Source organism: Halosimplex yunnanense (assembly GCF_054504345.1).
The window spans coordinates 48878-67862 of the sequence record NZ_JBTJEL010000031.1; the positions used below are offsets into that span (position 1 = coordinate 48878).

An 18985-nucleotide genomic window follows, 5' to 3' on the forward strand; every position below is an offset into this window, starting at 1 on the left:
TCTCCGGAAACCGCCGCGCTGGCACGGTTATTCGGCGTTTCATCTGTGGTCGTTGACCCAACACTTTTCTTTGGGTGGGGCTAACTTCGAACGCATGATCCCCGCAACAGTGCTGCAAGGGCTCGCTGGGGCGCTCCCGATCGTGGCAGTGATACTGCTGCTGCTCGCGGTCGTGATGGTCTATCAGATGGTGGAGATCGTCAACGCCTACGAGAAGCGCGCGCTGACGGTCTTCGGGGAGTACCGCAAGCTCCTCGAACCGGGCATCAACTTCGTGCCGCCGTTCGTCTCGAAGACCTACGCGTTCGATATGCGGACGCAGACGCTCGACGTGCCCCGACAGGAAGCGATCACCCGCGACAACTCGCCGGTGACCGCCGACGCCGTGGTGTACATCAAGGTGATGGACGCCAAGAAGGCGTTCCTCGAAGTGGACAACTACAAGAAGGCCGTCTCTAACCTCGCCCAGACCACCCTCCGCGCCGTGCTGGGCGACATGGAACTCGACGACACGCTCAACAAGCGCCAGGAGATCAACGCGAAGATCCGCCGCGAACTCGACGAGCCCACCGACGAGTGGGGGATCCGCGTCGAGTCTGTCGAGGTCCGCGAGGTCAACCCCTCGAAGGACGTCCAGCAGGCGATGGAGCAGCAGACGTCCGCGGAGCGCAAACGCCGCGCGATGATCCTCGAAGCGCAGGGTGAACGCCGCTCCGCCATCGAGCAGGCACAGGGTGAGAAACAGTCCGACATCGTCCGCGCTCAGGGTAAGAAGCAGTCGCAGATCCTCGAGGCGCAGGGTGACGCCATCTCGACGGTCCTGCGCGCGAAATCCGCCGAGTCGATGGGCGAACGCGCCATCATCGACAAGGGGATGGAGACCCTCGAGAACATCGGCCAGGGCGAGTCGACGACGTTCGTCATGCCCCAGGAACTCACCTCGCTGGTCGGCCGCTACGGCAAACACCTCTCCGGCAGCGACGTGAACGAGATGGCGAAGGCCAACGGCGAGAGCGAACTCGACAGCCTGAACTTCGACGCCGAGACGCGCGAACTCATCGGCCTCGACAACATCGAGGAGATCCTGGGCCAGATCGACGAGGAAGCCGAGGTCGACGTCGAGGAGATGGAACAGGAAGCACAGGCGATCAAGGAAGGTAAGGACGCCACGAACATCCGTGACCCCGACGAGGTCATCGAGGAGATGGACTCCGACATGGATCCGTCGGGGAGCCCGGTCGGCGGCCCCGGCAGCGACGGCGCCGACGGCGAACGAGAACCCGAAACCGAGACGGAGTAAGCCGACCCTGTCCGGACGATCGCGGCGACCGTCCGCGCCCTCCGCACCGTTCTGATCGACTCCGAACCGGATAGTTACGACACGGTTCTCCCTTTCGTATCACCCTCTCGCTGAGACGACCGATTTCGACCGCCTGAGGCCCGCTCGGGGGATCGGTCTGGACCCTGCCGAACAGGCGAAGGCGTTTTATCACCCCGTCGCCAAAAAGCCCATAATGACTCGAGGGGGAGACGTCGACGAGAGCAAGCGGGCGACGCTCCGGCGCTTCGCGGCGCTGGGCGCGACCAGCCCGCTCGTCGGCCTCGCCAGGGAAAGTGAGAGCGACGCGCCCGACGCCCTTCTCGGGTACGTCGCCGCGACACCCGGCGCGCACTTCTCGAAGATCCGCGACGACCTGCAACTCGGCACCGGCGAAACCCAGCACCACCTCCGCCGACTGGAGCGCGAAGGCGCCGTCGAGAGCCGCGAGGACGGCGAGTACCGCCGGTACTTCCCGGCCGATCGCTTCTCCGAGTTCGAGCAGGTGGCGCTGGGCTACCTCCGTCGGGACACCCCCCGCGGCATGGTCGTCGCGCTCCTGCGCGAGCCCGACGCCTCGGGGACCGCACTCGCCGACGAACTCGGCGTCTCCGCCCCGACCGTCAGCAAGTACGCGAGCCAGTTGGACGACGCAGGCCTCCTCTCCCGGGAGGACGGCTACGAACTCGAACGGCCGGAGACGCTGCTACTGCTACTCGTCCAGCACGCCGACTCCTTCGGTCCCGAGGCCGCGTCGCTCGCGGCCGACGCCGACGAAATCGTCTCCTACGATCCCTGACCTGACCGGCAGGTCGTCGATATCTAGAATGTGACCCCACAGCGGCAGGTGTCGACGCCCGCAGCCGCGATCGGGTGTGGCCACGGAGGATCGACTCGTCGCTAGGTCTCGAAAAAGCGCGAAACCGCGTGCCCGCCGTTCAGGCGGTGACTTTCCAGGTCGTCGAGGAGGAGTAGCCCCACTTCTCCACGTCGAGGGGCGCGTCGCTGTTCTGGATAGCCGTCATGTTCGAACCGACTTCCTTGGCCGACAGGTCGAGCGCCTCGCCGATGAGTCTCGACTTGAAGTACGTCTGGGTGTCCGCGTTCTCGCGGAGGTACTGGAGGATCCGTCGCTGTTTCTCCGTCAGGGTGAGTTGGTCGCCGGTCGCGCTCGCAGTGGTCGCGCTCATACTACCACCGAAGTACCGTTTCCCTAAAGCGGGTTTGGTACGATCGGTAAAACCCGCTGCGGTCCTGCGATTATCGACCACTGACCGACCGATAACGAGGGCCTACGCTGGCCTCGCGGTACCCCGTTGGTGCCGTTAGTTAACCGGTCGTACCACTCCCTCGAGTGACTGCGGTCGGACCAGCCTCGGCAGCAATCACGGACGGACCCGCTGCTGGAGGATGAGTCAACAGGAAGGGTCGGAGAAGGGTCGGAGAGAACTACAGGTCCTCTTCGATGATCTCGCCGACGGCGAAGTTGGACTTGACCTCGGTGACCTCCACCTTGACGCGCTCGCCCACGTCGGCTCCGGGAACGATGATGACGTAGCCGCGCTCGACGCGCGCGATGCCGTCGCCCTGTTTGCCGATGTCCTCGATCTCGACGTAGCGGATCTCACCGGCCTCGACCGGTGGCTGGGGCTCGGACGGAACGTTGTCCTCGTCCGTTTCGGTCGTTCGCTCGACGTCAGACGAGATGAGCGCGACGCGATAGGTCTCCCCCGGCTCGATAGACCCAGTCTCGATCTCCCGCCGCGGCACCTCTACGACGTACCGGTCACCGTCGTCCGATACGTCCGCACTGAACAGACACAGCAGTTTATCTGAGATTTCCACGATGTAGACCTCCATTCTGGACATTGCAGGCCTCTTTTATAAATTTCAATGCCACACCACCTTTCTGCTGACCGGGTTGCCTCGCGCACCGCAGGCGCGCTGCGGGAACGTGGGCGAAAAAGCCGAATTCGCGCGGAGCGCGAATTCGGTGAACCACCGCCTATGGCGCCCGATGCTCCCAGACCGCCCCGCCACCGCACCGCTACCGCGCCACACCGCTTGCGCCACCCACTGCCACAGCACCGTTTCGTCAGCTACTCGACCTTCGTCCCGTCGGGTCGCTTGGCGCCCTCGGAGTCGTGAACGACGACCTCGCCGGGGTCGCGCTCGACCGTTCGGTAGTTGTCCCGGACCGCGATGGCCTCGTCGATCTCCCGGATCGCACGCTCCTTGAGGGCCTCCGCGAGCGCTTCGGCCTCTTCGCGGGAGATGTCTCGACCTAATCCCTCGCATTCGTGGGCGCGGACCATCCCCTCTTCGTCGACGGCCTCGCCCATCGGCTGGCTCGTCCCGCCGAGCGCGACGCTGAACGGGTACGTTCGGCACACCAGCGGGCGGTCCCCGTGGACGGTACAGGCGCCGACGCCGTCATCCTCTGCGTAGAACCGGCAGTCGCCGCAGTCGTCGGTCTGGAGCGCCCACTCGAAGGTCTCCCCCTGCGGGCCGTCCTCGCCCTCGATGAGTCCGTAGGGCATCGGTCTGGCAACGTCGCGCCAGTCGTAGTCGTCAGTCTCTTGCAGTGCTCGGACCTCGTCGGGGAACACCGTCGCTGTGTGGTCGTGGCCCTCGGTCTCGGCGCCCTCGCGCTCGTCGGACTCGTCGCTTTCGCACCCCTCGACCGCCTTGCAGCAGGCGCCGCAGCGCGTACACTCGAAGCCGATGGCCTCGATGGCGTCGGCCAGTTCCGCCACGTCGAGGTCGGCCGCCCGTTCGCGTTCGGCTTCGAGACTCTCCATACGCGAGGTATCGGACCGACGGGGAAAAGCACGTCGCGAGCGATCGGTGGGTTCCGCCAGCCCGCAGTCACGCCACTGGCCGCGCTCGCTCGCTGTCCCACCGGACCGCTCCCTCGACGGCGAGTTTTTCGAGGTGGGCGCGCACCGTCGCCTCGGCGAGGTCGCGTACGCCGGTCAGCTCCTTCTCGTACGCGTCGTCGCAGATCTCGGCGACGGTCTCGGCGCCGCCCTCGACTGCCCGCTGGACGCGCCGCTCGCGGTCGAGGCGGTGGGCGATCAGCCGCGTCGCCGTCGCGCAGACGGCAGGTCCTTCGACCGATGGCCCGTGCCCCGGGAGGAGTCGGTCGGGCGCCATCGCGTGCACGCGCCGGAGCGAACTCACGTACGCTCGCATGTCGCCTTCCGGCGCGCCGACGACGACGCTCCCCTCGGCCACCGCGAGGTCGCCGCAGACGAGGACAGTATCGCTCCCGCCGCCTCCGGCGACGAACGCGACGTGTTCGGGCGCGTGTCCCGGCGTGTCGACGACGCAGACAGTCCCTTCGCCGGTCTCCACGAGCGTCCCCTCGGCGAACGTCCGGTCGGGCTCGATCCCGGTTGCCTCCTCGAAAGCGGCCGCGCGCCCGGTGCGTGCCCACACCGTCGCGTCGCAGCGTTCGGCGTAGCGCGCGACCGCGCCGACGTGGTCCGGGTGGTGATGCGTCACCGCGACGTGACCCACGGATCGCTCGTCCGCGAGCGCGTCGAGTTCGTCCGACTGCGCGGGCGGGTCCACCAGCAGCGCCGGGTCAGACCCCAGCACGTACGCGGCGGTCTCACCTGTCGGTGCCCGCGTCGCCACCGCGACGTCTACCCGGGTGACTTCCATCGACCCCACAGAGGGGCGCCGGCCACGTGTCGGTTTCGGCGGCGAGCGACGGGGCGACGGCCAACCGCGAGGGTCGACAGGCATTTACTCGCGCCCGGGCGACTGACGACTAACAGATGCGCGAGGCACACCCCGTCGAGCGGGCGGTCGGGATGGACTACTACGTCAGCGACGCGCCCGGCGTCGGCGGGCACCTCCGGAACTCCCCCGAGGACTTCCGCGTCACCGAAGTCGAGGCGTTCGACCCCGAACCGCTCGACGCCGACCCCGGCGGCTACCCACACCTGCTCGCCCGCGTCACGCTGCGCGGCTGGGACACCAACGACTTCGCCTCCGAACTCTCGGACCGTCTGGGTATCTCCCGTGAACGCGTCTCGTGGGCGGGAACGAAGGACAAACACGCCGTCACGACGCAGCTGTTCTCCGTCGCGAAGGCCGACCCCGAGGACCTGCGCGACGTGGAGATCCGCGACGCCGATATCGACCTCCTCGGGCGGACCGGCCGACCCGTCCTATTCGGCGATCTAGCAGGCAACGCTTTCGAGATCGTCGTTCGGGACAGCGACTCCCCCGACCGCGCCGCCGCCGTCACCGACGACCTGCGGGCGTTCGCGACCGGCGACGAGAGCGAGTACGGCGAAGGCGGACTCCCGCAGGAAGCTGCCGTCGGCGTCCCCAACTACTTCGGCCAGCAGCGCTTCGGCAGCAAGCGTCCCGTCACCCACGAGGTGGGACTGGAAATCGTCCGCGGGAACTGGAAAGGGGCGGTGCTGGCATACGTCGGCAACCCCGCCGACCGCGAACCCGAGTCGACGCAGGAAGCCCGAGCGTACGTGCAGGAGACCGAGGACTGGGCGGGCGCGCTCGACCGACTGCCTCGACGGCTCGGCTACGAGCGGTCGATGTGTCACCGCCTCGTCGAGCGGCTGGAAGACGGCGACGGGTCGCTCGACGACGAGGACTACCGCGCCGCGCTCGAAGCCGTCCCCTCGAACCTCCAGCGGCTGTTCGTCAACGCCGCCCAGTCGTACGCCTTCAACCGGATCCTCTCCGAGCGACTGGAGCAAGGGCTGCCCTTTCACGAACCGGTCGCCGGCGACGTGGTGTGTTTCAGCGATTCAGACGCTCCCGACGACCTGGCGCTCCCCGACACCGACCGGACGCAGCGAGTGACCGAGGACCGCCTGCGGATCGTCCGCCGCCACTGCGAGCGCGGCCGGGCGTTCGTCACCGCGCCGCTGGTCGGCACCGAGACTGAACTGGCCGACGGCGAACCCGGCGAGATCGAACGCGAGGTGCTGGACGAACTGGACCTGTCCCCCGCGGACTTCGACCTGCCGGACGAGTTCGACTCACAGGGGACGCGCCGGGCGATACTCCTGCGGACCGACCTGTCCGTCGAGCGCCGCGACGAGAACGGGGAGCCGGCAGACGGCAGCGCGGGCGCCCTTTCCTTCGCGTTCGCACTCCCGAAGGGGAGTTACGCGACGGTCGTCCTCCGGGAGTACCTCAAGAGCGACCCCGACGACCTGTGATCACACGGCACGGACTCGCCGTTCCGCGCCGCTTTTGCCGTTCGACCGGAAACCATTCGGACATGGAGTGTCGGCGCTGCGGCTCGCCGCTCGACAGGCCGGGCGATTACTGCCTGGTCTGTCGCTCCGAGAACGCCGACGCGGTCGTCCTCGAACTGGAGCGCGAGCGCGCCCGCGTCACCACGCTCGTCGACGAGGAGGTCGTCGGCGTCCGCGAGGTGACGACGACCCCCGAGGACGGCGACGAGACGGGCGTCATCGAGTTGCGAAACTTCGCCGGCCTCGTCGCCGACGAGGTCCGTCGCAAGCGGCCCGAGGAGGTGTACGCCACCGGCGACCGCGACGTGTTGCGCGCCGTCCGCGGCCAGTTGCACCACGAGTTCTACCGCATCGGTGACGCCGAGGACCCCATCGAGGCGGTGCTCTCACGGCGTGGCGAGGCACCGCTGGAAGTCGTCGAGACGGCGCCCCGCGAGAAGATCGGCGGGTCGCACTCGACCCTCGTTGGGGGTCGCGCCGGCCAGCGCGCCATCCAGACCGTCGCCGGCCACCCGCACGTCAAGAAGATCATCCCCGGCCCCATCGACGCGGGCGGGTCGGGATCACGCTCGGGCGTCCGCGCGAAGGCCACCCGCGCCGGCGAGAACGGCAACGTCCGTCTGCTCATCCGCGACGGTTCCTCCGTCCAGGAGAACCGCATCGTCACGACCGCACGCGAGCGCGAACTCGGCGAGGTCGTCCGCGAGGACCTCAACGAGGCCCTGCGCGAGGCCGACCTGCAAGACTGACCGACGCCCAGTGGCGGTCGGCGACTGCGGCCGGTGCCGATCGGAACTGCGGCCAACTACTCAGTTCGTTCCGACGCTGTCGAGCGCCGCCAGCAACTGCTCGCGCCCCGAGGCGCGGAACGGCGCGTCGAGGTCGCGGAGCGCCTGGCGCGAGAAGAACCGGGCGTCCGCGGCGTCGGACCCGGCGTCGAGGGCGCCAGTCGCTGTATCGGCCGGCGCCGCGTAGTTGAACGACACCATCGTCGTCTCGGCGAACTCGAGGAACCCGTCGCCGACGAGCGTTAGATCCGCGGGCGCGACCGAGAGTCCGGTCTCCTCTTCGAGTTCGCGCGCGGCGCCGGCCCGGGGGGACTCCCCGTGTTCGAGTCGGCCGCCGGGGAGCGCCCACTCGCCGGCGTCCTCGCCGACGCCGAGTTCGACGAGCAGCAGGCTGTCGCCGTCGACGACCGTCGCCCGCCCCATCGGCACCGGATTGCGGTAGACCGTCAGGTCACAGGCCTCGCAGTACGGGCGGGTGCCGTCGCTCGTCTCACGTTCACCGAGCGACCCGCTGCAGGTCGGGCAGTGCGTGACGCGCTCGGTTTCGATAGTCCAGCCCATGCGAACCGCGTCGAACGGGCCCGGGAAGGGCGTTGCGCTCGCCGCAACGCTTCCGCAACGCGCGCCGAACGTGTGGGATCGGTTGGCGGACGGCCGGCCGGACTCGCAGGGTTTATACGGCCCACTGCCGGACAATGCGATACTATGGCTGAACAGCAGGGACGAACCGGGAGCGCGGGGCGATTCGGCGCGCGGTACGGCCGCGTCGCCCGCCGCCGCGTCGCCGAGATCGAGGGCGAGATGAACGAGGAACACAAGTGCCCGGACTGCGGTGAGGACCGCGTCGACCGCCAGGGCACCGGTATCTGGGAGTGCGGCTACTGCGGCCACACCTTCACCGGTGGCGCGTACAGCCCGACGACTCCCGGCGGCCGGACCGTCACGCGGTCGATCCGCGCGGCGCTCGCCGACGACGACGAAGAATGAGCTACAAGTGTTCCCGCTGTAAGCGCGACGTCGAACTCGACGAGTACGGCGGCGTCCGCTGTCCGTACTGCGGCCACCGCGTGCTCCTGAAAGAGCGGAGCCGCGACATCAAGGAAGTCGACGTCCGGTAACGAGCCGTGGACCACGAGGCCGTTTTCGAATTCGACTACACCGACGCCGAGCACGCGCGCCGCGTCGAGCGCAGCGTCGGCGTCGAAGTCGGCGACATCGAGGGCGACCGCACGACCGCGAGTCTCGACCGCGAGGGCACGACCGTGACCGTGACCGTCACGGCCAGCGACCTCGTCGCGCTGCGGGCCGGCTGTAACACCTGGCTGTCGCTCGTCTCCGTCGCCGAGTCCTGTGCGGACGCGACGCCGCGCGCCGACGCCTGATCGGGCGGTCTCAGGCCAACAAGTTATGGACCTGCGTGCAGTATCGTACTCCCAGTAGCTATGGGTCGTGAATACGTGCCGGTGGGGGACGCGTGAGCGAACGGGTCGAGCGTCGCGACGAGGGCGCGGATCCGCTCGTCACGGCGGTGCTGTCCGCCGTCGACGGCCCGGCCGCCGTCTGCGACCCGTCGGGCAGCGTCCTGGACTGCAACGGTGCCTTCGCCGAGGCGGTCGAGCAATCGGACGCGGCCTCCGACGCCTCATTCGCCGATCTCGTCGACTGCGCCAGCGACCCGCTCGCCCGCGCGGTCGAGACCGGCGAGGAGACGATGGGCAGGGCAGAGATCGCGTCGACCGATCGGGAAGCGACCGTCGCGGTCCGGCCGGTCGAACGCGACGGGAGCGTCAGCGCCGTCGTCGCGACGCTCGCGGAGCCGACCGGCCCCTTCGAGGACGACCGCGCGCTCTACGAGGCCAGCGTCGACGCCGCCGCCGACAGCGTCTACGTCGTCGACCGCTCGTTCCGGATCCGGGTCGCGAGCGAGGGGTTTACCCGCTTCACCGGCGTCCCGACCGACGACGTGGAAGGGAGAGACATCGGCTGTCTGCGGGAGCTCGATATCGTCGACGACGAGGCCTTTCACGCGGGTATCCGGTCGCTCCGCGCGCTGTTCGCCGGCGAGTCCGACGACGAACGCGTCACCGCGGAGGTGTCCCTGAGTGGCGGACGGGGCGTCGTCGAGAATCGCATGCGCCCCATCGAGCGCGACGGCGAGGTGGTCGGCGTCGTCAACGCCGTCCGCGACGTGACCGAGCGCGAGCGGCGCCGCGAGGCGCTCGCGACCAATCGAGAACGCCTGGCGACCATCCTCGACGACCTGCCGGTGATGATGGTCGTCGTCGACGCCGACGGGCGGGTCGACCACTGCCAGGGCGTGGACTTCGACGCGTTCGAGTGTCGACGTTCGGACCTCCTCGGCGAACCGATCGAATCCGTGGAGTCGGCCTGTCCCGACGTCGTCGATGGATTCCGGCGGGCGCTCGACGGGGAGACCGCCTCCGTGACCGAGACGATCAACGATCGGACGTACATGGTCTGTATCGACCCGCTCTCCGGATCGGAGATCGACACGGCCGTCGAGCCCAGGGACGCCGACGGTGGCGCGATCGCGGTCGCGATCGATATCACCGATCGGACGCGCCGCGAGGAGGCGCTACAGGCGCGCGAACAGGAACTCCGGGCAGTCATCGAGAGCAGCGCGGATCCGATCGCGATGCAGGACCTGGACGGGCGCTATCAGGTCGTCAACGAGGCGATGCTGGAGGTGACGGCGGGCGACCGCGAGGAGGTCGTCGGCGCGGGTCCCGAGGACATATTCCGGGACGCGTTCGCCCAGCGCGTTGAGGCGCATCGCCGTGCCGTACTGGAGACCGAGCGAGCGCGCGTAGTCGAGGAGACGCCGGGAGCCGACGGCGAGGGGACGGTGATCCAGCTAACGCTCGCGCCGTACCACGGGCCGGACGGCGACGTGCAAGGGACAGTCAGCATCGCCCGCGACATCACGGGACTCAAGCGCCAGCGCGACGAGCTGGAGACGCTGACGGAGATCCAGGAGCTCGTCCAGGAGAGCATGCGCGCGCTGGCCGGCGCGACCACCAGCGAGGCGATCCAGGAGACGGTCTGCGACAGGCTCGGCGAGTCGGAGTTCTACGAGTTCGCGTGGATCGGACAGCGCCAGCCGGGGACGGGCGAGGTCCACCCGGACTACTCGGCGGGCGGCGCCGAGGAGTACCTCGAGGAGGTCACCATCTCGGTCGACGGGGGCGACTGCGGGGTCGGCCCCGCGGGCGAGGCCTACCGCACCGGCGAGGTACAGGTCGTTCACGACGTGAGCGAGGAGGTCGACTTCGAACCGTGGCGGGAAGCCGCGCTCGCGAACGGGTTCCAGTCGATCGCCGCCGTGCCGCTGATCCACGGGTCGACGACCCACGGGCTGCTCGCGGTGTACGCCGACCGACCCAACGCCTTCAGCTGCCGCGAGATCAACGGTTTCGAGACGCTGGGCGAGGTCGTCGGGTTCGCCCTCTCGGCGGCACAGTATCGCCGGCTCATCGAGGCCGACAGCGTCCTCGAACTGGAGTTCGAGGTCCGCGGCGAGACGCCGTTCACCGTCGCCAGCCGCGAGCACGACTGCCGCTTCGAGATCGAACACGCGGTCCGGACTGGCGACAACCGCGTCCTCAGCTACCTGACCGTCGAGGGCGCCGACCCGGAGATCGGCGAGTCAGTCGCGCACTCGCTGCCGAACCTCGAACGGATCCGCCGGCTCGACGGCGAAGACGGCCCCCACTTCGAGATGACCCTGTCCGACTCCATCTTCCAGCACCTCGCCGATGCGGGCGCGCGCGGCGAGCGCGGCGTCGTCGAGGACGGCGTCGGCCACATGCACGTGGAGGCGCCCGCCGACGCCGACGTCCGGAAGATAACCGACGCGCTCGACGAACAGTTCCCGACCGTCGATCTGGCCGCCAAACGGGAGAAGCGCCGGACCGACGCGCCCTGGTGGCACAGCCACGGCGACATCGGGACTCGCCTGACCGACCGCCAGCGGGCCGTGCTCAAGACCGCCTACTACAACGGCTACTACGAGTGGCCCCGCGAGGCCGACTCCGAGGACCTCGCCGATTCGCTCGACATCGCCTCCACCACGCTCCTCCAGCACCTCCGCAAGGGCCACCGACGCATCCTCGAAGCGATGTTCGAGTCCTGATCTATCCCCCCCACTACGGCGAGAACGGCAGTCTTTGGATCACATGATCGATCGACGACAGGTGAATGCAGTAACATTACCCCTAGGCTTCTAGGGTCGATATTCTTGGTGGAGAGCAGGCAACGGATAGGTAGACGGGTATGAGTGAACGGACAGGGTCGAAAGATGGAGACCACGGTGGTACACAGACCCACGACGAATCAGAGGGGGACCGGCCGTACATCGATACGGTGTTCGACGCGCTCGCAGACTGGCGGCGGCGGGAAGTCTGCCAGTTCTTCCGCGAGACCGACGTGAGCACTGCGACGGTGGACGAATTGGCGATGCTGCTCGCGGCCTGCGAGCCGTCGGGGCTGGGGGAGTCCGACGGCCGTACGCACGAGGAGTTCGCGACGGAACTGACCGAGACGCACCTGCCGCGACTCGACGCAGCGGGCGTCGTCGATTACGACGACCGTTCGGGCACGGTCCGCTACTGGGGCCAGCCCACCGTCGAGAAGTGGCTCGAACACATCACCGAAGTCGACGGCCGCTGCGCGTAGCGGCCACCAGCCCGCTCGCTCGGCCGCTCGGCGGTGCTTGGCGATTCGCGGTCGAACCGACCGGGAACCGGTCGCCGCCCCGACCGGAAAGCGGGGGTTTTTCGTACCATTGCTTTATGAAAGAGGACTCTCTTTGCTCGCTCATGCCAACCGACGACTTCAGTGGGTTCCGCCGTCGGTACGACAACGCGCTCCAGCGCCTCGCCGAAGCCGACATCCATCCCGACGACCACGACGCCATCCGCTCGTGGCTCCGGGCTCGTGACGGCGACCTCGCCGTCTCCAGCCTCGGCCAGTACGCCAACCGACTCCGCCGCCTCGCCGAGTGGAGTGACGTCCCGCTCGTCGAGCTCGAACTCGACGACGTCCAGGAGCTGTTCTTCCGCATCCGTCGCGACGACTCCATCGGTCGCGGCGGCCAGCCCAGCGAGTCCACCGTCTACAACTACCAGGCGGCGCTCTCGACGTGGGCGACCGACCGCGGCGAGGAGTGGGTCAAAGACTTCGACCCGGACAAGCCCGACCAGCAGGAGCAGACCGTCGACGAGGCCGACATGCTCTCGCAGGACGACGTCGCCGATCTCGTCGAGGCCGCCCGCCGGCCTCGCAACCAGGCGCTGGTCGAGTTTCTCGCCGACACCGGCGCTCGACTCACTCTCGCCGGGTCGCTCCGAGTCAAGGACGTCGACCTCGACGGTGACCGAGCGACGTACACGCCGAACCGCAACGCCATCGGCCTGAAGGGCGCGAAGATCCAGCCATACCCCATCATCGACGCGAAGGCGTCGCTGCGGGTGTACCTGAACCACTCCCACCCCCGGCCCGACGAGCCCGAGGCGGCACTGTTCCACACGTTCGACGAGTGCGGCCCCGTCGCCGAGGAGGACGGTGCCCTCTCCCCGTCGCGCTTCAAAAGCATCCTGAAGACACTCGCCGACCGCGCGGACGTCGACAAACCTGTCAACCCCCACAACTTCCGACACTCGGCGGTCACTCGGATGTGGCGCGAAGGGTACGATAAACAGGAGATCCAGCACCGCGTCCAGTGGTCGCTCGACACGGACATGTGGCAGCGCTACGTCCACGTCACGGCCGAGCAGATGAACGAGGAGATCTTCGCCGGCGCCGGCATCGTCGACGACGACGAAAGCCTCTCCCGGGAACGAAAGCGCTGCGGGAACTGCCGCGAACCCGTCTCCCCGTCGGCGCGGTGGTGTCCGAACTGCGGCGAGGCGGTCACGAAAGAGGCGCGCGAGCGCCAGCAGTCCGCCCGCCAGTCGATGATGTCCGGCATCGAGGACGTCCGTGCCCCCGAGCGTGTCTCGCTGCGGACGCAGGGCGTCGGCATCCTCGACGTCGACCCCAGCCGCCTCGGTCAAGCCGAGACACCTCCCTCGTCGTCAGTCTCGCCTGACTCGTCGCCGTCGTCCTCGTCGATCGAGTCGAGGAAGGACTGAAACACCCAGGCGTCTGGAGCGTCACTGTTCGCCTCGCGCTCGATGAGGTCCCGGTGCTCGCGGATCCACTGCTCGGGATCTGTCTCACCCGGAACGAACTCACTCACCTTCCTTGTCGTCTGACTCATGCAGCATCAGCCTCCTGTCGGCGGTCGCGAGCAGCGGCGTGGAGTTTCCCACGAGCTCGCAGGTCAGCGTCCGGCGCCGTCACGCTCTCGAAGGCGTCGCGACGGCGCCAGCGCTCGGCTAGCTCTTCGGTGATCAGCCCGATACCCTCGCAGAGGTTGCACAGGTTGTCCCCGTGCATACAGTGTCCGGCAGCGTGACACAGATCGTCGTAGCACTCGACGTGCTCTCCGTTACCCCCGCAGCGGATGCAGTCGAGCCACTCGACGTCGTAGTACGGCGCCGGGTCGGCGAGGGGCTCAATCATCGCCAACCACCTGCCGAATCGTCTCTCGAATCGGTCCGTCGCCCTGGACGTCGGTCGTTCCTTCGGGCCACCGCCACACGAGTTCCTGCTCGCCGTCGGTCTCGACCACGATCATGAGACCCTCGCTGGTGATCTGGTCGTAGGCGTACAGGAGCGGCGAGATGCCCGGACCGAGGTCGTGGCGGTACCGACCGACCTTCGCGTAGGCCATGACCAGCTTGTGCCGCCGGCGCCGGACTCTCCAGCGTCGGTACGCATCGCGAAGGCGGTCAAGCACGGGCACGCACCCCCTTCTCCAGATGCTCGATATCCGCATACTGGAGCCGCGCTGACCCAGACTCCAGTTCTTCCAGCAGGTCGAGGTCCGAGAGGAGGTCCCGGACTTCGTCGCGGTCAGTCCCGGGAAGGTCCCGGGCGACGTGGTACACCGACTGTGCGCCTTCGAGCGCCTCGATCACCGCGTCTCGGTCGAGGCCGCGCTCTTCGATGGGGTCCGTGCTCTCTGACTCGGTCGTGGACTCGTTGGCAGCTGGTTCGACATCGTCGACGAGACCGTCGAACTCGAAGTCGGTGAGGTCGGAGATCTCGACATCGCTCGGGCCGATGACGTCAGCGATACCGTATACGCCGAACGCCCGCATGACGCGCTCTCGGCTCCAGTCCATCTCGTCGACGATATCACTGAGAGATTCGGCCGCGGAGACGATCTCCTCGAACTCACCCGGCTGAAGGTTCCCGAGGGCCGCCTGGGGAACGCCGTGGTCCTCGGTGCGGTGGATGTAGTAGGCGAAGCTGTTGTCGAACTCGGCCCCGCACGCGCATTTCCCGTGTTCTTGGCCGCAGGCACCGTCGTCGGGTGCGTCGGACTCGGGGTCGGACTCCGTGTCTTCGTCGTCAGATGGCGAGACCAGATCGCCCTCGGCGGGATCGCTCGCGCTCGCGATGGGGTCGCCCGGATGCCCAACGTCTTCGTGGTGCTCCTCGACGTCGGCGGCCATCGAGAAGACGCCCTCTCCGCAAACCCCGCACCACAGGCCGTTCTCGTCATCTTCACCGTCATCGCCTTCGTCTTCGTCGTCCGTGACGACCCACGTCGAGGCTTCGCTCGGCTCGTCGCTCTCGACCTTCTCGATCTCGGCGTCGAGCCGTTTGAGGCCCCACGGAACTGCCCGCCCGTCGACGCCGAGGTTGTCGGCGATCTCCGTGGAGGTCGCGTGGATTTCCTCACCGGCGTCGAGTCGCTCACGAGCCCAGTCCTCGACGATGTCCGAGCCGCTTCGGTCATCGTCGTCGCCGGACTCCTCGGTCTCGGCGGTCTCGTCGTCTGCGCCCGACTCGCTGTCGGCATCCCCCTCTGTTTCGACTGCGGGCTCGTCGTCCTCACTGACCTCGTCGAACGTCGGGATGACGTCCTCGTCGCGGCTGTCGTGATCGGTGTCTTCCTCGAGTTCGTCGACGGTTTCGTGGGGGGTCGGTTCAAAGTCGGTGAGCTCCTCTCCGACGTTGTCAGCTGGCTCTTCGGTACCGAGCTTTGAGTAGCGGGTCGGTGCCCGGACGGTCATCTCCCAAGCGATCCCGTGCTTGGTCCGGCGGACCTCACCGAGTCCCTCAACGTCGAGTTCGGTGTCGTCGAGGAGAGCGACGGCCTCCTGGACGGCCTCCAGGTCTGCGGGAGACAGTTTGCTCGCCATCTACTGAACACCCCCCGTGTGCTCACTGGCCGTGCGTAGTGAACGAATCATACAGGAACCTCCGAACCGAACAAAACGCCGTCCTGAGTCTCGTCGATGAACTGTCTCCACTCCGCGCTATCTACTGGCGAGCTACCAGCGTGCAACCAACTCGTTTCTTCAGTATGCCACTCTGGGCGTTCCTCTATCTGCAAATCGCACGCTTTCACTGCTGCCTCTTTCTCCGACTCAGCGGCAACCAGAACCGTTAGTTCGTGCTCGTGAGACGAGTGATCACCGTAGCGTGCGAGCTTGATTTCGTGGACGCGCTTCTCGCCCGCGAATAGATCAATATCGCCTCTGGATGGTACAGAGTCACTCATCGCGATCGGCCTCCTCTCGGGAGTCGTTATACCAGCGGATCCGGACGTACTGCTCGGGGTCGAACTCGTGGCAGACGTAGTCGCCGCCGCAGTTCCCGCACTCCATGTCCGATGGCGGACCGGGCGGGCTGCAGAGTCGGCGGCCACACCCGACGCACGTGAACAGGTGCGTGTACAGCTCCTCGTCTGACTCCTGTTTCTCCTTGAAGGTCGGATCTGGCGGGAGTCCCTCGCCGCCTTCCCGGAACCAGACCGGGTTGCTGAAACTGTCGCCCTCCATCGTCACCGCACCTCCTGCAGGTCGACAGCGTCGTCGCTCGAAGCCATCGCGAAGGCCTCCGAATCGATGTCGACCCGCATGACGCTCTCGTCGTCGGTGCTCCGAACCGTCAGGTCATCCTCGGGACAGAGGAGCACGACGTCGTCCTCGATCGGGACTGCCGCGACGTCGTGACCGGGACGACGTTCGTCGCGCTCGTCGACGTAGCGGTCGATAGCCGCTTTCGCGTCCTCAGGCATCGCGACCACCACCGTTGTCCAGCAGGACCTCGTCCGGTGGTCGACAGTCATGGTCCTCCAGTTCGCCGACATCGTCGAAGACCTGACTGCACAGGTCGCACTTGTGAGGACCGTCGTCGCCGGCGAACGCCTGGTCGACACCACCGTCGGTCGCGACCTGGTCGTCGAACTCGTCGGTCGACATCGCACGGAGTTGCGTGGCGAGTTCGCCGCCATCGTTGTTCTTCGGCGCCGGGGTCTCCCCAGGGTCGCAGTACTGGCAGTAGCTGAAGCGGTCGGAGAGCGTCTCGACGCTCCGGCGCTGCCACTCCCGAGTCGCCAGGTCCGCACACTGGCAGTTGGGCTGATCCGGGTTGTCCGGGTCGGGGTCGTGGTAGACGCCGCGGGTCTTGTACCGGGAGACGAGGACGTAGTCGAACCCGCCGTCCGTCGCGATGGCGACCGAGCGTGCGACGACCTCGTGGTCTGGGTTGGCGCCCTCGTGGCCGCCAGCGGCCGAGGCCGCACGGTCTTCTGGCGTCTTCCAGACGGTCCCGGTCTCGAACTGTCGGCCGAAGTCGCAATCCTGACACTCGACAGCCCACGGCTGTTCGCCTCCGTCGGTCGCGACGCGCTTGACCTCGACGTCGTGGAACTGGTCGTGGTCTTCGACGGCGTCGCCGGCGTCTTCGAAGTCCCCGCGCTCGAGGACGCCGCACTGCTCGCACTCGGCGATGAACTCGGTCACGCCGAGTCACCTCCCGGCAGCAGGTCGGTCTCCTCGGCCATGACCACCTGCGGCGCTGACCCGAGGATGTCCTTGATCTGCCCGCGCGTCGAGTGCTGGACGAACGTGGGCTCGTTGCCGAGGCGCTTGTCCAGATGCGAGTAGCCGGCGACCTGATAGCGCTCCGTCTCGGGGTCCCACCGGATGGCAGTCGCTCCCGTCGACGACCACGTCACGATCGCGACGTCGCCGCCGGCGTGTTTCGCCGCACGCAGGTAGTCGTTCGCGTCGGCCGCTCCTGCAGGAGCGTCGCCACGGAGTTCGGCCAGCACCCGCAGGACGGTCGGTCGCTGGTCGGGCTCGCACTCGCCGAGGCGGTCGAGCGCCGCGTCGCTGGCGCGCTCCCCGATCGGGAGCGGCAGGCGGTCGAGGTCCCAGTCGATGTCCTGCTGGATGCGCTTGGGGTCGACCGTCATCGGCCGTCACCTCCGTCATCGACAGCGAGTTCGAACGGAACCCTGGCGAGCCGCCCCGCGGGGTAGTCGTAGGTGTTGCTGAACGAGTGCAGGTCGTCGACGCTGCCGACGAACACACACTCGAAGACGGGGTCGTCGACGCGGACCGGCAGGAACGGATGCTGCTTGTACGTCGCGAGGTCGAAATCCTCGCGCTCGTAGTGCTCGACCAGCGTGTCCGCACTCTTGCCAACGATCATGAGCGGCTGGCGCGTCACGAGGTCGATAGCGACGTCGCCGACGCCCATGCCGGCGTGGGTGGCGGCACCGACGGCGTCCAGTTCGGCTAGGAGGTGTTCACGGGGCGTCCGCTCGGCGTCGTCGAAGTCGTTGTCGATGGCACCCTGTGCCCCACCGTCGATGTCGTCGGACATCAGGCATCGCCTCCCGTGACTTCGACGGCGGTCGCGACCACTTCGACGGCGGCCTCGGTCGCCGCGGTCGCCTGGACCTCTTGGTCGTCGCCGACGTCGACGATCCCCATCTGCTCCAGCTTCGGGATGTGCGTCTGGTACAGCGAGACGTAGACGCGCTTGCGCTGCGGGCCGGTCAGGTCCGCTATCTTGCAGTCGTACTCCTCGCAGGCGACGGTCTCCGCGAGGTCCGTCAGGTCGACCGCGTTGAGTTCGTTGACCCAGCGGACGGCCCGGCGCCGGCGCTCGTTCCGCAGCGCCTCGAACAGCGTGTCGACGCCCACGTCGGGCGTGGGGAGCTCGTCGTCGACGTCCTCGTCCTCGTCGGTCTCACCGAACAGGGAGATGCCGAACATCAGGCACCGCCCCCGTTGCGCTCGATGGTGTCGATGTGCTCGTCCAGAAGGGACGACCCACTGCGGGTCAGGCCGTACAGCCGGCCCTTCTTTCGGTCGTCGTCGACGAGCAGTTCGACGATCTCGCGCTCGCGCAGGCGCTGGAGCGCACGCGAGACGTGGGCGATCCCGACGTCCTGCTCTTCGGCGATCGTCGACGGCGTCGCGGCGCCGTCCTGAAGCGCGTCGAGGACGGCGCAGCGGTACTTCGATGAAATGAGGAAGCTTAGTGCGTCGGTCTGGTCCGTGTCCGACTCCGAATCCGCAACTACCCCGCCCCCGTCGGTGAGTAGTCGGTGAGAACCCTCTTCCCGGGAGAGTCCTGACTGATCACCTGCCGGGGGCACTGCCCCTGCACAACCCTTACTCGTGGACTCGGATGCCGAGTCGCTACTATCACGACCGTCTGCACGGTCGACTATGCCGCGTTCATGGGCCCTATTATTAAGG

The 18985-nt window shown here is 67.6% G+C and carries 27 protein-coding genes; 10 read left to right on the forward strand and 17 right to left on the reverse strand.

Translation table 11 applies throughout. The annotated features are described in order from the left end of the window. Positions 1-94 precede the first annotated feature (94 nt). Complete coding sequence (locus tag AB2U09_RS05910; protein ID WP_459191773.1) at positions 95-1300, forward strand: SPFH domain-containing protein; 1206 nt, start codon at positions 95-97, stop codon at positions 1298-1300. 214 nt (positions 1301-1514) lie between these two features. Further along, a complete protein-coding gene (locus tag AB2U09_RS05915; RefSeq protein WP_459191774.1) occupies positions 1515-2117 on the forward strand; it encodes a winged helix-turn-helix transcriptional regulator in 603 nt (200 codons plus the stop codon). A 139-nt stretch (positions 2118-2256) separates the two neighbouring features. On the opposite strand, the gene AB2U09_RS05920 is transcribed toward AB2U09_RS05915, so the two are convergent. The 4 genes from AB2U09_RS05920 to AB2U09_RS05935 form a co-directional block, all read right to left on the reverse strand. Continuing rightward, complete coding sequence (locus tag AB2U09_RS05920; protein WP_459191775.1) at positions 2257-2508, reverse strand: DUF7123 family protein; 252 nt, start codon at positions 2506-2508, stop codon at positions 2257-2259. 259 nt (positions 2509-2767) lie between these two features. Next, a complete protein-coding gene (locus tag AB2U09_RS05925) occupies positions 2768-3163 on the reverse strand; it encodes a TRAM domain-containing protein (RefSeq protein WP_459191776.1) in 396 nt (131 codons plus the stop codon). 254 nt (positions 3164-3417) lie between these two features. Continuing rightward, the gene (locus tag AB2U09_RS05930; RefSeq protein ID WP_459191777.1) at positions 3418-4119 is read right to left on the reverse strand and encodes a YkgJ family cysteine cluster protein; all 702 of its coding nucleotides are present in this window, start codon (positions 4117-4119) and stop codon (positions 3418-3420) included. Between the two features lie 67 nt (positions 4120-4186). Then, a complete protein-coding gene (locus AB2U09_RS05935) occupies positions 4187-4987 on the reverse strand; it encodes an MBL fold metallo-hydrolase (protein WP_459191778.1) in 801 nt (266 codons plus the stop codon). 116 nt (positions 4988-5103) lie between these two features. Between AB2U09_RS05935 and truD the strand changes: the two genes are divergently transcribed. Together truD and AB2U09_RS05945 are read left to right on the forward strand one after the other, a co-directional pair. Continuing rightward, a complete protein-coding gene (gene truD, locus AB2U09_RS05940) occupies positions 5104-6522 on the forward strand; it encodes a tRNA pseudouridine(13) synthase TruD (protein ID WP_459191779.1) in 1419 nt (472 codons plus the stop codon). A gap of 62 nt (positions 6523-6584) precedes the next feature. Continuing rightward, on the forward strand, positions 6585-7310 hold the full coding sequence (locus AB2U09_RS05945; protein ID WP_459191780.1) for a DUF2103 domain-containing protein: 726 nt from the start codon (positions 6585-6587) through the stop codon (positions 7308-7310). A gap of 60 nt (positions 7311-7370) precedes the next feature. Here AB2U09_RS05945 and AB2U09_RS05950 read toward each other — a convergent pair whose 3' ends face one another. Beyond that, the gene (locus tag AB2U09_RS05950) at positions 7371-7910 is read right to left on the reverse strand and encodes an NUDIX domain-containing protein (RefSeq protein ID WP_459191781.1); all 540 of its coding nucleotides are present in this window, start codon (positions 7908-7910) and stop codon (positions 7371-7373) included. 144 nt (positions 7911-8054) lie between these two features. On the opposite strand from AB2U09_RS05950, the gene AB2U09_RS05955 reads away from it, so the two are divergent. The 6 genes from AB2U09_RS05955 (at position 8055) to AB2U09_RS05980 (ending at position 13501) form a co-directional block, all read left to right on the forward strand. Further along, positions 8055-8336, forward strand: a complete 282-nt coding sequence (locus tag AB2U09_RS05955; protein WP_459191782.1) for a 50S ribosomal protein L37ae — start codon at positions 8055-8057, stop codon at positions 8334-8336. Further along, positions 8333-8467: a DNA-directed RNA polymerase subunit P gene (locus AB2U09_RS05960; RefSeq protein WP_459191783.1), complete on the forward strand. Its 135-nt coding sequence runs from the start codon at positions 8333-8335 to the stop codon at positions 8465-8467. Before AB2U09_RS05955 ends, AB2U09_RS05960 begins: the two co-directional genes overlap by 4 nt. A gap of 6 nt (positions 8468-8473) precedes the next feature. Beyond that, positions 8474-8731 (forward strand): KEOPS complex subunit Pcc1, encoded by a 258-nt coding sequence (locus tag AB2U09_RS05965; RefSeq protein ID WP_459191784.1) that lies wholly within the window; start codon positions 8474-8476, stop codon positions 8729-8731. A gap of 92 nt (positions 8732-8823) precedes the next feature. Beyond that, on the forward strand, positions 8824-11502 hold the full coding sequence (locus AB2U09_RS05970) for a PAS domain-containing protein (RefSeq protein ID WP_459191785.1): 2679 nt from the start codon (positions 8824-8826) through the stop codon (positions 11500-11502). 140 nt (positions 11503-11642) lie between these two features. After that, the gene (locus AB2U09_RS05975; RefSeq protein WP_459191786.1) at positions 11643-12044 is read left to right on the forward strand and encodes a DUF7344 domain-containing protein; all 402 of its coding nucleotides are present in this window, start codon (positions 11643-11645) and stop codon (positions 12042-12044) included. A 143-nt stretch (positions 12045-12187) separates the two neighbouring features. Then, positions 12188-13501, forward strand: a complete 1314-nt coding sequence (locus AB2U09_RS05980; protein ID WP_459191787.1) for a site-specific integrase — start codon at positions 12188-12190, stop codon at positions 13499-13501. Here the strand turns inward: AB2U09_RS05980 and AB2U09_RS05985 are convergent. Genes AB2U09_RS05985 through AB2U09_RS06040 form a run of 12 tightly spaced genes read right to left on the reverse strand, consistent with a single transcriptional unit; the run spans position 13420 to position 18882 of the window. Then, positions 13420-13629 (reverse strand): hypothetical protein, encoded by a 210-nt coding sequence (locus tag AB2U09_RS05985; RefSeq protein ID WP_459191788.1) that lies wholly within the window; start codon positions 13627-13629, stop codon positions 13420-13422. The genes AB2U09_RS05980 and AB2U09_RS05985 overlap by 82 nt on opposite strands. Continuing rightward, positions 13626-13934, reverse strand: a complete 309-nt coding sequence (locus AB2U09_RS05990; protein WP_459191789.1) for a hypothetical protein — start codon at positions 13932-13934, stop codon at positions 13626-13628. The genes AB2U09_RS05985 and AB2U09_RS05990 overlap by 4 nt, the downstream gene beginning before the upstream one ends. Continuing rightward, positions 13927-14145, reverse strand: coding sequence for a hypothetical protein (locus AB2U09_RS05995; protein ID WP_459191790.1), 219 nt, complete (start codon positions 14143-14145; stop codon positions 13927-13929). The genes AB2U09_RS05990 and AB2U09_RS05995 overlap by 8 nt, the downstream gene beginning before the upstream one ends. Before the next feature lie 58 nt (positions 14146-14203). Continuing rightward, the gene (locus tag AB2U09_RS06000) at positions 14204-15625 is read right to left on the reverse strand and encodes a hypothetical protein (RefSeq protein WP_459191791.1); all 1422 of its coding nucleotides are present in this window, start codon (positions 15623-15625) and stop codon (positions 14204-14206) included. A 47-nt stretch (positions 15626-15672) separates the two neighbouring features. Next, positions 15673-15987 carry a hypothetical protein gene (locus AB2U09_RS06005; protein ID WP_459191792.1) on the reverse strand — a complete coding sequence of 105 codons (315 nt, stop codon included), beginning with the start codon at positions 15985-15987 and terminating at the stop codon, positions 15673-15675. Further along, complete coding sequence (locus AB2U09_RS06010) at positions 15980-16267, reverse strand: hypothetical protein (RefSeq protein ID WP_459191793.1); 288 nt, start codon at positions 16265-16267, stop codon at positions 15980-15982. The genes AB2U09_RS06005 and AB2U09_RS06010 overlap by 8 nt, the downstream gene beginning before the upstream one ends. A 2-nt stretch (positions 16268-16269) precedes the next feature. Further along, positions 16270-16506: a hypothetical protein gene (locus tag AB2U09_RS06015; RefSeq protein WP_459191794.1), complete on the reverse strand. Its 237-nt coding sequence runs from the start codon at positions 16504-16506 to the stop codon at positions 16270-16272. Next, entirely contained in the window at positions 16499-17233 is a 735-nt protein-coding gene (locus tag AB2U09_RS06020; RefSeq protein WP_459191795.1) for a hypothetical protein, read from the reverse strand. Before AB2U09_RS06020 ends, AB2U09_RS06015 begins: the two co-directional genes overlap by 8 nt. Further along, on the reverse strand, positions 17230-17688 hold the full coding sequence (locus AB2U09_RS06025; RefSeq protein WP_459191796.1) for a hypothetical protein: 459 nt from the start codon (positions 17686-17688) through the stop codon (positions 17230-17232). Before AB2U09_RS06025 ends, AB2U09_RS06020 begins: the two co-directional genes overlap by 4 nt. Beyond that, complete coding sequence (locus AB2U09_RS06030; RefSeq protein ID WP_459191797.1) at positions 17685-18101, reverse strand: hypothetical protein; 417 nt, start codon at positions 18099-18101, stop codon at positions 17685-17687. Before AB2U09_RS06030 ends, AB2U09_RS06025 begins: the two co-directional genes overlap by 4 nt. Further along, complete coding sequence (locus AB2U09_RS06035) at positions 18101-18496, reverse strand: DUF7344 domain-containing protein (protein WP_459191798.1); 396 nt, start codon at positions 18494-18496, stop codon at positions 18101-18103. Before AB2U09_RS06035 ends, AB2U09_RS06030 begins: the two co-directional genes overlap by 1 nt. After that, positions 18496-18882, reverse strand: a complete 387-nt coding sequence (locus AB2U09_RS06040; protein WP_459191799.1) for a winged helix-turn-helix domain-containing protein — start codon at positions 18880-18882, stop codon at positions 18496-18498. The genes AB2U09_RS06035 and AB2U09_RS06040 overlap by 1 nt, the downstream gene beginning before the upstream one ends. Between the last annotated feature and the right edge of the window lie 103 nt (positions 18883-18985).

What these genes read in the sequence shown, in the direction of transcription:
- AB2U09_RS05910 (WP_459191773.1), top strand. Translation starts at nt 95, where the DNA reads ATGATCCCCGCAACAGTGCTGCAAGGGCTCGCTGGGGCGCTCCCGATC.
- AB2U09_RS05915 (WP_459191774.1), top strand. Translation starts at nt 1,515, where the DNA reads ATGACTCGAGGGGGAGACGTCGACGAGAGCAAGCGGGCGACGCTCCGG.
- AB2U09_RS05920 (WP_459191775.1), bottom strand. Translation starts at nt 2,508, where the DNA reads ATGAGCGCGACCACTGCGAGCGCGACCGGCGACCAACTCACCCTGACG.
- AB2U09_RS05930 (WP_459191777.1), bottom strand. Translation starts at nt 4,119, where the DNA reads ATGGAGAGTCTCGAAGCCGAACGCGAACGGGCGGCCGACCTCGACGTG.
- AB2U09_RS05935 (WP_459191778.1), bottom strand. Translation starts at nt 4,987, where the DNA reads ATGGAAGTCACCCGGGTAGACGTCGCGGTGGCGACGCGGGCACCGACA.
- truD (WP_459191779.1), top strand. Translation starts at nt 5,104, where the DNA reads ATGCGCGAGGCACACCCCGTCGAGCGGGCGGTCGGGATGGACTACTAC.
- AB2U09_RS05945 (WP_459191780.1), top strand. Translation starts at nt 6,585, where the DNA reads ATGGAGTGTCGGCGCTGCGGCTCGCCGCTCGACAGGCCGGGCGATTAC.
- AB2U09_RS05950 (WP_459191781.1), bottom strand. Translation starts at nt 7,910, where the DNA reads ATGGGCTGGACTATCGAAACCGAGCGCGTCACGCACTGCCCGACCTGC.
- AB2U09_RS05955 (WP_459191782.1), top strand. Translation starts at nt 8,055, where the DNA reads ATGGCTGAACAGCAGGGACGAACCGGGAGCGCGGGGCGATTCGGCGCG.
- AB2U09_RS05960 (WP_459191783.1), top strand. Translation starts at nt 8,333, where the DNA reads ATGAGCTACAAGTGTTCCCGCTGTAAGCGCGACGTCGAACTCGACGAG.
- AB2U09_RS05975 (WP_459191786.1), top strand. Translation starts at nt 11,643, where the DNA reads ATGAGTGAACGGACAGGGTCGAAAGATGGAGACCACGGTGGTACACAG.
- AB2U09_RS05980 (WP_459191787.1), top strand. Translation starts at nt 12,188, where the DNA reads ATGCCAACCGACGACTTCAGTGGGTTCCGCCGTCGGTACGACAACGCG.
- AB2U09_RS05985 (WP_459191788.1), bottom strand. Translation starts at nt 13,629, where the DNA reads ATGAGTCAGACGACAAGGAAGGTGAGTGAGTTCGTTCCGGGTGAGACA.
- AB2U09_RS05990 (WP_459191789.1), bottom strand. Translation starts at nt 13,934, where the DNA reads ATGATTGAGCCCCTCGCCGACCCGGCGCCGTACTACGACGTCGAGTGG.
- AB2U09_RS05995 (WP_459191790.1), bottom strand. Translation starts at nt 14,145, where the DNA reads ATGGCCTACGCGAAGGTCGGTCGGTACCGCCACGACCTCGGTCCGGGC.
- AB2U09_RS06000 (WP_459191791.1), bottom strand. Translation starts at nt 15,625, where the DNA reads ATGGCGAGCAAACTGTCTCCCGCAGACCTGGAGGCCGTCCAGGAGGCC.
- AB2U09_RS06005 (WP_459191792.1), bottom strand. Translation starts at nt 15,987, where the DNA reads ATGAGTGACTCTGTACCATCCAGAGGCGATATTGATCTATTCGCGGGC.
- AB2U09_RS06010 (WP_459191793.1), bottom strand. Translation starts at nt 16,267, where the DNA reads ATGGAGGGCGACAGTTTCAGCAACCCGGTCTGGTTCCGGGAAGGCGGC.
- AB2U09_RS06015 (WP_459191794.1), bottom strand. Translation starts at nt 16,506, where the DNA reads ATGCCTGAGGACGCGAAAGCGGCTATCGACCGCTACGTCGACGAGCGC.
- AB2U09_RS06025 (WP_459191796.1), bottom strand. Translation starts at nt 17,688, where the DNA reads ATGACGGTCGACCCCAAGCGCATCCAGCAGGACATCGACTGGGACCTC.
- AB2U09_RS06030 (WP_459191797.1), bottom strand. Translation starts at nt 18,101, where the DNA reads ATGTCCGACGACATCGACGGTGGGGCACAGGGTGCCATCGACAACGAC.
- AB2U09_RS06035 (WP_459191798.1), bottom strand. Translation starts at nt 18,496, where the DNA reads ATGTTCGGCATCTCCCTGTTCGGTGAGACCGACGAGGACGAGGACGTC.